Genomic DNA, 12,894 nt, shown 5'->3' on the forward strand with positions numbered 1-12,894 from the left:
CGACATCGCTCCCCGCACGGCCGCGGCGCAAGGCGGTACGGTGGGGCGAGAAGGATGCGGCTACGCGGTCCGAGGAGGGAGCCACCGATGATTCTGCTCCGTCGCCTGCTGGGTGACGTGCTGCGTCGGCAGCGCCAACGCCAGGGCCGTACTCTGCGCGAAGTCTCCTCGTCCGCCCGAGTCTCACTCGGCTATCTCTCCGAGGTGGAGCGGGGGCAGAAGGAGGCTTCCTCCGAGCTGCTCTCCGCCATCTGCGACGCGCTGGACGTACGGATGTCGGAACTCATGCGGGAAGTGAGCGACGAGCTGGCGCTCGCCGAACTGGCCCAGTCCGCCCGGGCCACCGAGCCCGTACCAACGCCGGTCCGTCCGATGCTGGGTTCGGTGTCGGTGTCCGGTGTGCCACCGGAACGGGTGACCATCAAGGCGCCCGCGGAGGCGGTGGACGTGGTCGCCGCGTGACGTACGCGCGCGCGGTCTAACGAACGTTCGAGGCCCCGGCCGGCTTCTCGGGACGAAACCGAGGAGCGTGGCCGGGGTTTTCGTTTTCCGGTCGCATATGCGACTTGCGTCACTTTTGCCCGCGTTTGCCGGGTCCGGTCGGTGCGGTCATGGTGGAGGGACGTGACGGCGCAAAGGCACCGGAGGAAGCGGATGTACGTCGTGAAGAGCCAGTTGGCCGACGCGGACCTGAGGACCGTGACCGAGGCGCTGCAGGGTGCCCTCGTCGACCTGGTGGACCTCTCGCTGGTCGCCAAGCAGATCCACTGGAACGTCGTCGGGCCCCGCTTCCGCTCCATCCACCTCCAGCTCGACGAGGTCGTCGCCTCCGCGCGTACCCACTCCGACACGGTGGCGGAGCGGGCCTCGGCCCTGGGGGTGCCGCCCGACGGGCGCGCCGCCACGGTGGCCTCCGGCAGCGGCATCAAGACCACTCCGGCGGGCTGGATCAAGGACACGGACGCCGTCGGGACCATGGTGGACGCGCTGGGCGCCGTGATCACCCGGATGCGGGAGCGCGTGGGCGCGACGGGGGAGCCGGATCCGGTGTCCCAGGACATCTTCATCGGGATCACCGCCGACCTGGAGAAGCACCACTGGATGTTCCAGGCGGAGAACGCGTAAGCGGTTCGGGGTGGGACGGGGCGCCCGCAGGGACTGTTTTCGCTGCTGCATCCGTGAGCCCTCGGTGCGCCTCCCGCGCGGCTGGTGTGGCGGTCTAGCGTCCGGCGGGAGGTGGTGGCGGGCATGGTGGGACGGATAGTGCGCCGGGGGGCCGTCCTGGCGCTGGGGGCCGTGTGGTGGTGGGCCGTGCTGCGGATCGCCCTGGGGCAGGGCGCGGGTGTCCTGGAAGGCGCCGTCGCGGCCGGCGGATGGGGGGTGAGTCTGCTGCCGGTGCACTGTGTGCCCAAGGGGCAGGCGGCCGACGCGTTGTCGGCGGGGCGCTGGTTGGCCGCATGGCGGGTGGGTGACGCTACCAGGGCATCGCGACACCCCCGTTCGGGCGAAGTATCTGACCGGTCGTGAACGCCGACGCGTCCGACGCCAGGTACAGCACCGCGTGAGCGACGTCCTCCGGCTCGCCGACCCGGCCCAGCGGTGACATCCGGGCCATCACGCCCTCGGTGTGCGCCTGCGCCTCGCCGTCGTGCCGGTCGGTCATCGGGGTGCGGATCCAGCCCGGCGCGATCGCGTTGACCCGGATGCCGTGCCGTCCGACCTCGGTGGCCAGCGTCTTGGTCAGCTGGACCACGGCCGCCTTCGCCACGCCGTAGCAGAGCAGCCCGGGGCCGCCGGTGTCGACCGCGCCGGATGCCATGGTGACGATGCTCCCCCGCGTGGCACGGGCCAGCATCAGACGGGCCGCCTCCTGGCAGGCGTACAGCACGCCCTTGAAGTTGACGTCCAGGACCCGGTCGAGATCCTCGTCGCGGGTCTCCAGCACGGGGCTGCTGTGCATGATCCCGGCGATCGCCGCCATCACGTCCAGACGCTCGCAGGAGCGGACCGCCTCGGCCAGGGCCGCCCGGTCGGTGACGTCCAGGACATGCGTACGGGCCGTGCCGCCGCGTTTTTCGACCAGCTCCGCCGTGCCGCGCAGACCGTCCGCGTCCCGGTCGGCGCAGTGCACCGCCGCGCCCGCCTCGGCGAGCAGGACGGCGGAGGCCCGGCCGATCCCGCCGGCGGCGCCGGTGACGAATGCGGTGCGCCCGGTGAGGTCGTACGGGGTGAGGGACATGGAAGGACCGTACGAGCATTTCTGACGGATCGTCAATTAGTTGGCGGTGGCCACTGGTTCGGATGCCGTTCGGCCTGGTGGCGTACCAGGTGCGCGACGGGGGCGACGCGTCGTCAGGGGGTGCGGCGGGGATAGCGGTCCCGCCAGCGCTGCGGCGCGCCGGGAGCGGGGGCGGGGCCGGTCTGGCAGGCGGGGCACCAGTAGGTGGGGCGTTCCTGGGTGCCGTCGCCCTGGTCGGCCACCCGGACCGGTGTGTGGCAGCGCAGGCAGGGTCGGGGTGCGCGGCCGTAGACGAACAGGTCGTGCCGGTGCAGTCCCGTGGTCTGCCGGACCGGGCGGTCGCGGTTCGCCTCCAGGAGTCTCTTGGCGAGCGCGGGCAGCTTCTCGGCGCGGTCCGGGGGCAGCTCCCCGGCAGGGAGCCACGGCGTGACGCCCAGCAGGAAGCACAGCTCGCTCTTGTAGACGTTGCCGATGCCGGCGAGATTGCGCTGGTCGAGCAGGGCCTCGCCGAGCGGGCGGGCGGGATCGGCGAGGAGGTTGGCCAGCGCGCGCCCGGGGTCCCAGTCCGGTCCGAGCAGGTCGGGGCCCAGATGGCCGACCACCCGCTCCTCCTCGCCCGTGCGCAGCAGCTCCAGAACCTGGAGGCGGTAGCCCACGGCCGTACGGTCGGGGGTGCCGAGGATCACACGGATCTGGTGTGCCGGGCCGCCCCGCCAGCGTTCGTCCGCGCCGTACACCTTCCAGGTCCCCTCCATCCGCAGATGGGTGTGCAGGGTCAGGCCGCCCTCGAACCGGGTGAGGAGGTGTTTGCCGCGCGGGATCGTGCTGAGCACCGTACGGCCGGTGAGGTCGACCGTCGCGTACTTCGGCACCCGGAAGTCGCTGCGGGTCAGCGCCTTGCCGGCGAGGGCCTCGTGCAGCCGCCTCGCGGCCTGCCAGACCGTGTCACCTTCGGGCATGCGTCAAGGGTGCCACGGGCGGCCCCCGGGGGCGCGGGGCTGCCCCTGGTCTGCGGCTACCGCCGCGATGGGGGTCCCCCGGGGCCGAGCGCAGCCGGGAACCCGGGGGAGCGCCCAGCCGCGAGGGTGCCGCAGACGGAGGACGGCATGCCGCGGCACTTCCGGACGTCCCGGCACCTGGCGGAGCGTCACGCTCTCAGGCGCAGTCCGCGGGGTGTGGCCACGAAGCCCGCTGCCTCGAGGAGGGCGCCTATGGGCGAGGTCAGGGCCTGGGCGCCGTTGATCCGCTCGACCGTGACCGTGCCGAGGGAGCCCGCGCGTGCCGCCGCGGCCAGGGCATCCGCGGCCATCCGCAGGCGGGGGTCGTCGGGAGGCGCGATGTCCGGGCCGGCCGGCCAGGCCAGCAGCGTCTTGCCACCGCGCTCCATGTACACGGTCAGCTCGCCCTCGACCAGGACGACGAGCGAACCCGCCTTGCGGCCCGGTTTGTGCCCGGCACCGGACGGTGGCTCGGGCCAGGACAGGGCGGCGCCGTAGGCGTTGGCGGGGTCGGCCGCGGCGAGGACCACGGCCCGGGGGTCGGGCGAGGACGTGCCCGTACGACCGCTGCCGTACGCCCGGTACGCCGGCGAGCCGTAGGGGCCGCCTCCGCCTCCTCGGGGGCCGCCGTAGCCGGGGGAACCGAAGGGGTCGGCGAGGTCGCGGGGGGAGACGTAGTCGCCGGCGGCGGAAGGGGGATCCGCCGGTGGCCAGGTGAAGTCGCCGTCGAGGCCGGGGTGCGCGAAGCCGCCGCCCGACCCGTCGAAGGCGCCGGGCAGGGGGTGTTCGTGGGGTGCGCCGTCGCTTCCACCGAAGCCGTTCGGGAACGCCGGTGCGGCAAAGCCGCTCGAGGGAGGTGGGTAGCCGTTCCCGGGGGTCGCTGTGGCCAGGCCCTCACCGCGTTCGCGGGCGTTGGACACCGCGCGGAGCCGGTCCACCGCGCCGTCCATGGCGAACTGGGCCGCGCCGAGGCCCTCGACCACGTAACCGCGCCGCGCCTGACCGCTCTCCTCGAAGGCGGACAGCACGCGGTACACCGCCGAGAACCCGCCCTCGACCCCCTCCGCGGCGACCGCCCCGCGAGTGACCACGCCGTGCCGGTCCAGGAGGGTACGGGCCAGCGCGTGGGCCCGCACCGTGGCATCCGGCTCGGCCGCGGGGAGCAGGGACCAGCGGCCGGCGACCGTGGGCGGGCCCGTACGAGACGCGGTGCGCGCGGCGGCCGTCAGGGAGCCGTAGCGCCCGCGTGGCACGGCGCGCTTGGCGCGATGTGCGGTCGACCCCGCCGTACGGCCCGAGCCGAGCAGGGAGCGCATCGGCGCGAGGGTGTCGTTGGTGAGCCGGCCCGACCAGGCCAGGTCCCAGAGCGAGTCCGCCAGTTGGGGGTCGGTGGCATCGGGGTGGGTGGTGGCCCGGACCTGGTCGGCGATCTGACGGAAGAACAGGCCGTAGCCGCCGGAGAGTGCGTCCAGGACGGACTGGTGAAGCGCGGTCAGTTCCAGGGGATGCGGCGGCGGGAGCAGCAGGGGGGCCGCGTCCGCCAGACAGAGGGAGACCCAGCCGTCCTTGCCGGGCAGCGCACCCGCGCCGGCCCACACCACTTCACCCGCGGCGGTCAGCTCGTCGAGCATCGAGGGCGTGTAGTTCGCCACGCGGGAGGGCAGGACCAGTTTCTCCAGCGCGGAGGCGGGTACGGAGGCACCCTGCACCTGCTCGATGGCGCGCACCAGTCCGTCGATGCCGCGCAGGCCATGACCCGTGCCGATGTGCTGCCACTGGGGCAGGAACTGGGCGAACGCGGCCGGTGGCACGGGCTCCAGCTCGTGGCGCAGGGCCGCCAGGGAGCGGCGGCGCAGACGGCGCAGTACGGCCGCGTCGCACCACTCCTGACCGATGCCCGCCGGGTGGAACTCGCCCTGCACCACCCGGCCGTTCGCGGCGAGCCGCTGCAGGGCACCCTCGGTGACCGCCACGCCCAGGCCGAAGCGGGCCGCCGCCGTGGCGGACGTGAACGGGCCGTGCGTGCGGGCATAGCGCGCCAGGAGATCACCGAGCGGGTCCTTGACCGGCTCGGTGAAGGCCTCGGGCACGCCGACCGGCAGCGCCGTGCCGAGCGCGTCGCGCAGCCGGCCCGCGTCCTCGACGGCCGCCCAGTGGTCGGCGCCGGCGATCCGGACCTTGATGGCCCGGCGCGCGCCGGCCAGCTCAGGCGCCCACTGCGGGTCCGCGCCCCGCGCGACCAGCTCGGCGTCGGTCAGCGGGCCGAGCAGCCGCAGCACGTCGGCCACACCCTCCACGTCCTTGACCCGTCGGTCCTCGGTGAGCCACTGCAGCTCGCGCTCCAGCTCGGTCAGTACCTCGGCGTCCAGCAGTTCGCGCAGTTCTGCCTGGCCCAGCAGCTCGGCCAGCAGCCGCGAGTCCAGGGAGAGCGCGGCGGCACGGCGCTCGGCCAGCGGGGAGTCGCCCTCGTACAGGAACTGGGCGACGTACCCGAACAGGAGCGAGCGGGCGAACGGGGACGGCTCGGGGGTGCTGACCTCGACCAGGCGCACCTTGCGGGACTCGATGTCACCCATCAGCTCGACGAGGCCGGGGACGTCGAAGACGTCCTGGAGACATTCGCGGACCGCTTCCAGGACGATCGGGAACGAGCCGAACTCGCTCGCCACCTGCAGCAGCTGGGCCGCGCGCTGGCGCTGCTGCCACAGCGGGGTGCGCTTGCCGGGGCTGCGGCGCGGCAGCAGCAGCGCGCGGGCGGCGCACTCACGGAACCGGGAGGCGAACAGGGCGGAGCCACCCACCTGGTCGGTGACGATCTGGTCGACCTCGCCCTTGTCGAAGGCGACGTCCGCCGCGCCGACGGGTGCCTGTTCGCTGTCGTACTCCGTGCCGGCCTTCACCGGTGCCTGGTCGAGCAGGTCCAGGCCCATCAGATCGGCATCCGGCAGGCGCAGCACGATGCCGTCGTCGGCGTGCATGACCTGCGCGTCCATGCCGTACCGCTCGGACAGGCGGGCGCCGAGCGCGAGGGCCCAGGGGGCGTGCACCTGGGCGCCGAAGGGGGAGTGGACGACGACCCGCCAGTCGCCCAGCTCGTCGCGGAAGCGCTCCACGACGATCGTGCGGTCGTCCGGGACATGACCGCAGGCCTCGCGCTGCTCGTCCAGGTACGACAGGACGTTGTCCGCAGCCCAGGTGTCGAGGCCCGCTGCCAGCAGGCGCAGCCGGGCGTCGTCCTTGGGGAGCGATCCGACCTCGCGCAGGAACGCGCCCACCGCGCGGCCCAGTTCGAGCGGCCGGCCCAGCTGGTCGCCCTTCCAGAAGGGCAGCCGGCCCGGAACGCCGGGCGCGGGGGAGACCAGGACCCGGTCGCGGGTGATGTCCTCGATGCGCCAGGAACTCGTGCCCAGCGTGAAGACGTCGCCCACCCGGGACTCGTAGACCATCTCCTCGTCCAGCTCGCCGACCCGGCCGCCGCCCTTCTTCGGGTCGGAACCGGCGAGGAAGACGCCGAAGAGGCCGCGGTCGGGGATCGTGCCGCCGGAGGTGACGGCGAGGCGCTGGGCGCCCGGACGGCCGGTGATCTCGCCGGTCACGCGGTCCCACACCACGCGCGGGCGCAGCTCCGCGAACGCGTCGGACGGGTAGCGGCCCGCGAGCATGTCGAGGACCGCCGTGAACGCCGACTCGGGAAGCGAGGCGAAGGGAGCCGCACGGCGGACCAGGGCGAGGAGGTCGTCGAACTGCCAGGTGTCCAGCGCCGTCATCGCGACCAGCTGCTGCGCGAGGACGTCCAGCGGGTTCGCGGGCACCTTCAGGGACTCGATCGAGCCCGAGCGCATCCGCTCGGTGACCACGGCCGCCTGGACGAGATCACCGCGGTACTTGGGGAAGACGACACCGGTGGAGACGGCGCCCACCTGGTGTCCCGCACGGCCGACGCGCTGCAGCCCGGAGGCGACCGACGGCGGGGACTCGACCTGCACGACCAGGTCGACGGCGCCCATGTCGATGCCCAGCTCCAGGCTGGACGTGGCGACCACGGCGGGCAGCCGGCCCGCCTTCAGGTCCTCCTCGACCAGGGCGCGCTGCTCCTTGGAGACCGAGCCGTGGTGCGCCCGGGCGATCACCGGGGGCGCACCCTGGGCCGCGCCGGAGCCGCCCATCAGCTGGGCCGGGGAGTGGTGCTCGTCGAGCGACTCGCCGGTCGCCCGCTCGTAGGCGATCTCGTTCAACCGGTTGCACAGCCGCTCGGCGAGGCGCCGGGAGTTGGCGAACACGATCGTGGAGCGGTGGGACTGGACCAGGTCGGCGATCCGCTCCTCCACGTGCGGCCAGATCGACGGCCGCTCGGCGCCCTCGCTCGCGTCGGCCGCCGGAGCGCCGCTCAGCTCGCCCATGTCCTCGACCGGGACGACCACGGACAGGTCGAACTCCTTCCCGGACTCCGGCTGGACGATCTCCACCTTGCGACGCGGGGACAGATACCGGGCGATCTCGTCGACCGGGCGGACGGTCGCCGACAGGCCGATCCGGCGGGCCGGCCGCGGCAGCAGCTCGTCGAGCCGCTCCAGGGAGAGCGCGAGATGGGCACCGCGCTTGGTGCCCGCGACCGCGTGCACCTCGTCGAGGATCACCGTCTCCACACCCGTCAGCGCGTCGCGCGTGGCCGAGGTCAGCATCAGGAACAGCGACTCGGGAGTGGTGATCAGGATGTCCGGCGGACGGGTGGACATGGCGCGCCGCTCGGCCGCCGGTGTGTCGCCGGAGCGGATGCCGACCCTGACCTCGGGCTCGGGCAGGCCCAGGCGCACGGACTCCTGCCGGATGCCGGTGAGGGGGCTGCGCAGATTCCGCTCGACGTCGACCGCGAGGGCCTTCAGCGGGGACACGTAGAGAACCCGGCAGCGCTTCTTCGGGTCGGCCGGGGGCGGGGCCGAGGCCAGCTGGTCCAGGGCGGCGAGGAACGCGGCCAGTGTCTTGCCCGAGCCGGTCGGGGCCACCACCAGCACGTCCGAACCCGCACCGATGGCCTGCCACGCGCCGGCCTGGGCCGCGGTGGGCGCGGAGAACGCCCCCGTGAACCAGCCGCGGGTCGCGGGGGAGAAGCCGTCGAGGGCTCGGTGTGCGGAGCTGACCATGCGTCCATCCTGCACCCGGCCACTGACAATCGCGCTGACCTGGGCGAACGCCGTGCGGCGGGAGGGACGGGGCCGGTCGCGGGCGGTGGGGCGGAGAACGGGCGCATGGCGGGCCGAACGGGGCGCGGTGACGAACGGACCGGTGCCGAGGGGCAGGCGGGCTCGGCCGGCGCTGTACGCGCTCGGGAACCTCACCACGCTGCTCGGCGCGCTCGGCGCCAAGGCGATCGGCGACACGCGCGCGTGGGGCCTGGACGCGGCCGGGCCCGCCGTGTTCCTCGCTCTGCTCGCGCCCATGCTGAAGACGGCCACCGAGCGCGCGGTCGCGGCCCTCGCGATCCTGCTGGGCCTCGGCCTGCTGCCCGTCCTGCCGGCCGGCGTCCCGGTCCTGGTGGCGGCACTCGCGGCACCGATCGCCCTCGTCGCCGAGGGCGGCCGCGCGGGACGCCCCAGAGGCGACGTGGGAGCCGCGGAGGGGGCGCGCGGGACGACGGGGGCGGCGGAGGACCGGTGAACACCTGGATCGCGATCGGCCTGGCCGCCCTCGGCTGCTACGCCGTCAAGCTCGCCGGGCTGCTGGTGCCCGCGGGTGTCATGGAGCGGCCGTTCGTACGGCGGCTCGCCGCCCTGCTGCCCGTCGCCCTGCTCGCGGCACTCACGGCTCAGCAGACGTTCGCCGACGGGCACGCGCTGGTGCTAGGACGCACGGGTCCCCGGGCTCGGCGCGGCCGCCGTGGCGTTGGTGCTGCGCGCGCCGTTCCTGCCGGTCGTCGCGACCGCCATGGTGGCGACGGCGGGAGTACGCGCCGTGGGCGGGTGACGACACGGGACCGAAGCCGGAGGGTCGGCCCGGCTCACGCGGCGGCTCCGCGCGCGAAGCCACCCGCTCCGGCCGGCGCACACGGCGTGGTCAACCGCCCCAGGACGCCGGCTCAGCCCACGAAACGGCCGTACGACCGCAGCGTGCGCAGCGCCTCGATGGTGACCATGGCGCGTGCCTCCAGTGCGGGGGCCGGTGCCCACTGGCGCCATCGGACCGGCCAGCCGCCGTCGTCCTGCTGCTCGGCGGCCAGGTGATCAAGGGACCGTGCCATCTCGTCGTCCGTGAACCACGCGCGCGCAAGTGACTCCGGACTCCTGGCGAAGTCGTGAGGGAAGTGGTGCTCGCCGGGGGCGTAACCGGACGCGACCGGATACGCGTCGAGCCGGTCCGGGTCGAGTGCCGCGAGCCGTTGCTCGCGCACCATGCGGCCGAGCCGGTCCGCGGCGGCCTCCGCCCGCGAGCGGTCGGGAGCGGAGTCCAGGAACGCCACGGCGGCCTCCACCTCGTACGGGTGGGACTTGTCCAGGGACTCCACGGCCTGCCAGCAGAAGTCGGTGGCCCGGAACAGCCAGGCGTGCCACACCTCGTTGCGGTGCAGCAGCCCGACCACCGGCCCGGTGGCGAGCAGCTCGCTGGGAGGATCGTCGACGACCGGGACGAACGGTGCCGTCGGATACCCGCGCTGGCTGGGACGGATCGCCGGCAGGGCGCCGTCCGCCGTGGAGACCGAGGTCAGATAGCGGCACACGCGCTCGACCCGCTGCCCGCCGCAGCGCCCGACGGCGTCCAGGACGCGCAGCGCGTGCGCGGTGTGCAGAGGCTGGCTCACGGGGCCGCGCAGATCGGGCTCCAGCGCGTGCCCGTATCCGCCGTCCTCGTTGCGGTAGGCGTCCAGCGCCGCTTCCACCGCGTCCGGGGCGCCGTGCAGGAAGTGGTACGCGAAGAGGCGCTGCTCCAGCACGCGCGCGGTGAGCCACACGAACTGCTCGGCGCGGAAGAGCGGGGAGCGCGCCGGGGGCGGGGAGGGGAGTGGGGAAGCTCCGGTTTCGGCCATGGGTCAGACCGTAGGACGGAAAGCGGTCTCGGCAAGCGCTCCGGGCCGGGGCCCACCCCCAGGGGCGGGATACTGGAGTCATGCGGTTGACGGTCTTCTGGCAGCGGATGGCGGAACACTTCGGTTCGGGGTACGCCGACACCTTCGCGCGCGATCACGTCATGTCGGAGCTGGGCGAGCGCACGGTGCACGAGGCGCTGGACGCCGGCTGGGACGCGAAGGACGTGTGGCGCGTGGTCTGCACGGTCATGGACGTGCCCGGCGAGCGGCGCTGACCGCTGCCCGGAACGCCCCGATCATCCCTGGACACGGTCGGCCCTACGGCACCGATCGGTCACGAAGATCGCAGGTGGACGCCGGTTGTCGGCGGTGTGGGCGAGACTTGGCGCGTGGCACCCACTGACGAGACCCACGAGCCGCTGCCCCGGCAGGCGGCACCGACCGGTACGACACCGCCCGACCGGCCCCCGGCCCCCGGTGCCGTCGCCCCGGGCGGCCGCATGCCGCGCTGGCTGCCGCGCGCCATGGTGCTCGCGCTCGCGTTGATCGCCGCGTTCCAGCTCGGCAGCTGGGCCTTCCACCAGCTGACCGGGCTGTTGATCAACATATTGATCGCGTTCTTCCTGGCGCTCGCCATAGAGCCCGCGGTGAGCCGCATGGCCGCCCGCGGCATGCGCCGGGGGCTCGCCACGTTCCTGGTCTTCCTCGGGCTGACGATCGCCGTCGCCGGGTTCGTCACCCTGCTCGGCTCCATGCTGGCCGGCCAGATCATCAAGATGGTCGAGGGTTTCCCGGACTACCTTGACTCACTCATCAACTGGATCAATGAGACCTTCCACACCGAGCTCCGGCGCGTGGACGTCCAGGAGGGCCTGCTCCACTCCGACTGGCTGCGCAAGTACGCGCAGAACAGCGCCGCCGGTGTCCTCGACGTCTCCGCACAGGTGCTCGGCGGGCTGTTCCAGCTGCTGACGGTGGGGCTGTTCTCCTTCTACTTCGCGGCCGACGGCCCCCGGCTGCGCCGCGCCCTGTGCTCCGTCCTGCCGCCCGCACGCCAGGCGGAGGTGCTGCGTGCCTGGGAGATCGCCGTCGACAAGACGGGCGGCTATCTCTACTCGCGCGGCCTGATGGCGCTCATCTCCGGCATCGCCCACTACATCCTGCTCCAGTCCCTGGGCGTGCCGTACGCGCCCGTGCTCGGTGTCTGGGTGGGCCTGGTCTCGCAGTTCATCCCGACCATCGGCACCTACCTCGCGGGGGCGCTGCCGATGCTGATCGCGTTCACCGTCGAGCCCTGGTACGCGGTGTGGGTGCTGGTGTTCGTCGTGGTCTACCAGCAGTTCGAGAACTACATGCTCCAGCCCAAGCTGACGGCCAGGACGGTCGACATCCACCCGGCGGTCGCCTTCGGCTCCGTCATCGCGGGGACCGCGCTGCTGGGCGCCGTCGGAGCGCTGATCGCCATCCCGGCGGTGGCCACCCTGCAGGCCTTCCTCGGGGCGTATGTGAGGCGGTACGACGTCACGGACGATCCCAGGGTGCACGGGCACCGCGGCCGGGGGGCGGGCGGTCCCGGGATGCTGGCCCGCATGCGCCGGCTGCGGACCGGGCAGCCGGAGGCGGAGGAGTCGTAGGGCCGGTGAGCCCAGGGGGACCGACGCCGCCTCGGTCCCGTCTTCAGTACGTCAGCACCGCCCACACAGCCGCTCCGGCGACCGCGGCCGCGTAGCAGCCGACCGCCGCGGTCACGATCCGGCGCCGTGTCCGTTCGCTCCAGGGCGAGCGGGACAACAGCCGGGCGAGCGCGGGCAGGACGAGCACGGCATGCAGGCTCACACCGTGCAGGGGCTTGAACGGTGCCGTCGAGTGGTAGGCGGCCTCCTGGTAACCGGTCCTGGTCAGTACGACCCCGCGCGCGATCATCGCCGCCCCGGAGGCCGGCGCCAGCAGCAGGATCGCGAACCCGGAGCGGACGGCGAGCGGCATGCCGGCGGGGCCCGCCGGGCGGCGCCGGAAGGACGCGACGGCGAAGACCGTGAGCAGGACGACGAGGACACCACCGCCCACCGCGAGCGTCATGGACACGGCGGTGTCGAACCGGGTCTCCATGTTCAGGTGCGAGGGCACGCGGCGCCACGCCTGGAGGGTGATCCCGGCGACCTCCACCACGCAGTCGACGGCGAAGACGAGCAGCAGGGCCGAGCGCGGCCTGGGGCCGGCGCGCAGGTACGACGTGACCCAGGTGACCGCCGTCAACGTCAGCCCGAAGGCAAGCCCGAACGTGACGGGCTTGCGCCAGGACACCGGACCGTCCCACGGGCCGCCGTCGACCGCGAACACCAGCAGGTGTACGAGACCGGACAGGACGAGGAGCAGCCCCGTCGCATGACAGAGGCGGTCGGCGACGCGGGGATTCTTCATGGGCCAAGGCTCCCGGGAAGGGCCGGCGCGGTCGTCGTCCGGCGGAAGACACCCGCCGTACACCACCGGGAGCAGCGGTGCCCGTGCGCTTGACACAAAAATCGAACATCCATTCTTATGGGGGCTCAGGCGAGGCTTTCGGCGGTGGATTTCGCCCCGTTTTGCGGGAGGAAGTCCCTCGGTTATCCACAGGCTGGGCCTGCGTCGGGGCGCATTGT

At 73.4% G+C, this 12,894-nt stretch carries 9 protein-coding genes and 2 pseudogenes; 6 read left to right on the forward strand and 5 right to left on the reverse strand.

Annotated features, from left to right (window positions below):
* Nucleotides 1-87: 87 nt before the first annotated feature.
* Together ACWC94_RS21285 and ACWC94_RS21290 are read left to right on the forward strand one after the other, a co-directional pair.
* Nucleotides 88-462, forward strand: coding sequence for a helix-turn-helix domain-containing protein (locus tag ACWC94_RS21285; RefSeq protein ID WP_404065948.1), 375 nt, complete (start codon nt 88-90; stop codon nt 460-462).
* Between the two features lie 192 nt (nt 463-654).
* Nucleotides 655-1,125 carry a Dps family protein gene (locus tag ACWC94_RS21290; RefSeq protein ID WP_450798370.1) on the forward strand — a complete coding sequence of 157 codons (471 nt, stop codon included), beginning with the start codon at nt 655-657 and terminating at the stop codon, nt 1,123-1,125.
* 349 nt (nt 1,126-1,474) lie between these two features.
* Here ACWC94_RS21290 and ACWC94_RS21295 read toward each other — a convergent pair whose 3' ends face one another.
* The 3 genes from ACWC94_RS21295 to ACWC94_RS21305 all read right to left on the reverse strand — a co-directional run bounded on the left by ACWC94_RS21295 (nt 1,475) and on the right by ACWC94_RS21305 (nt 8,378).
* On the reverse strand, nt 1,475-2,239 hold the full coding sequence (locus ACWC94_RS21295; protein ID WP_450798371.1) for an SDR family NAD(P)-dependent oxidoreductase: 765 nt from the start codon (nt 2,237-2,239) through the stop codon (nt 1,475-1,477).
* A gap of 113 nt (nt 2,240-2,352) precedes the next feature.
* Nucleotides 2,353-3,198 carry an Fpg/Nei family DNA glycosylase gene (locus ACWC94_RS21300; protein WP_450798373.1) on the reverse strand — a complete coding sequence of 282 codons (846 nt, stop codon included), beginning with the start codon at nt 3,196-3,198 and terminating at the stop codon, nt 2,353-2,355.
* Between the two features lie 188 nt (nt 3,199-3,386).
* Entirely contained in the window at nt 3,387-8,378 is a 4,992-nt protein-coding gene (locus ACWC94_RS21305; protein ID WP_450798375.1) for an ATP-dependent helicase, read from the reverse strand.
* Nucleotides 8,379-8,550: 172 nt separating this feature from the next.
* Here ACWC94_RS21305 and ACWC94_RS21310 point away from each other — a divergent pair.
* Nucleotides 8,551-8,892, forward strand: a pseudogene (locus ACWC94_RS21310) (AzlC family ABC transporter permease); the annotation flags it as partial.
* Nucleotides 8,889-9,198: pseudogene (locus tag ACWC94_RS21315) on the forward strand (AzlD domain-containing protein). The pseudogenes ACWC94_RS21310 and ACWC94_RS21315, both read left to right, overlap by 4 nt.
* 112 nt (nt 9,199-9,310) lie before the next feature.
* Here ACWC94_RS21315 and ACWC94_RS21320 read toward each other — a convergent pair.
* Nucleotides 9,311-10,255 carry a hypothetical protein gene (locus tag ACWC94_RS21320; RefSeq protein WP_450798377.1) on the reverse strand — a complete coding sequence of 315 codons (945 nt, stop codon included), beginning with the start codon at nt 10,253-10,255 and terminating at the stop codon, nt 9,311-9,313.
* An 80-nt stretch (nt 10,256-10,335) separates the two neighbouring features.
* Between ACWC94_RS21320 and ACWC94_RS21325 the strand changes: the two genes are divergently transcribed.
* Both ACWC94_RS21325 and ACWC94_RS21330 read left to right on the forward strand, forming a co-directional pair.
* Entirely contained in the window at nt 10,336-10,530 is a 195-nt protein-coding gene (locus ACWC94_RS21325; protein ID WP_450798378.1) for a DUF3046 domain-containing protein, read from the forward strand.
* A 114-nt stretch (nt 10,531-10,644) separates the two neighbouring features.
* Nucleotides 10,645-11,889, forward strand: a complete 1,245-nt coding sequence (locus ACWC94_RS21330; protein ID WP_450798379.1) for an AI-2E family transporter — start codon at nt 10,645-10,647, stop codon at nt 11,887-11,889.
* 43 nt (nt 11,890-11,932) lie between these two features.
* On the opposite strand, the gene ACWC94_RS21335 is transcribed toward ACWC94_RS21330, so the two are convergent.
* Entirely contained in the window at nt 11,933-12,676 is a 744-nt protein-coding gene (locus ACWC94_RS21335) for a hypothetical protein (protein ID WP_450798380.1), read from the reverse strand.
* Between the last annotated feature and the right edge of the window lie 218 nt (nt 12,677-12,894).

Source organism: Streptomyces sp. NPDC001135 (assembly GCF_053598395.1).

Bases quoted from the DNA above. Each gene is read 5' to 3' on its own strand.
- ACWC94_RS21285 (WP_404065948.1), top strand. From the start codon at position 88: ATGATTCTGCTCCGTCGCCTGCTGGGTGACGTGCTGCGTCGGCAGCGC.
- ACWC94_RS21290 (WP_450798370.1), top strand. From the start codon at position 655: ATGTACGTCGTGAAGAGCCAGTTGGCCGACGCGGACCTGAGGACCGTG.
- ACWC94_RS21295 (WP_450798371.1), bottom strand. From the start codon at position 2,239: ATGTCCCTCACCCCGTACGACCTCACCGGGCGCACCGCATTCGTCACC.
- ACWC94_RS21300 (WP_450798373.1), bottom strand. From the start codon at position 3,198: ATGCCCGAAGGTGACACGGTCTGGCAGGCCGCGAGGCGGCTGCACGAG.
- ACWC94_RS21305 (WP_450798375.1), bottom strand. From the start codon at position 8,378: ATGGTCAGCTCCGCACACCGAGCCCTCGACGGCTTCTCCCCCGCGACC.
- ACWC94_RS21320 (WP_450798377.1), bottom strand. From the start codon at position 10,255: ATGGCCGAAACCGGAGCTTCCCCACTCCCCTCCCCGCCCCCGGCGCGC.
- ACWC94_RS21325 (WP_450798378.1), top strand. From the start codon at position 10,336: ATGCGGTTGACGGTCTTCTGGCAGCGGATGGCGGAACACTTCGGTTCG.
- ACWC94_RS21335 (WP_450798380.1), bottom strand. From the start codon at position 12,676: ATGAAGAATCCCCGCGTCGCCGACCGCCTCTGTCATGCGACGGGGCTG.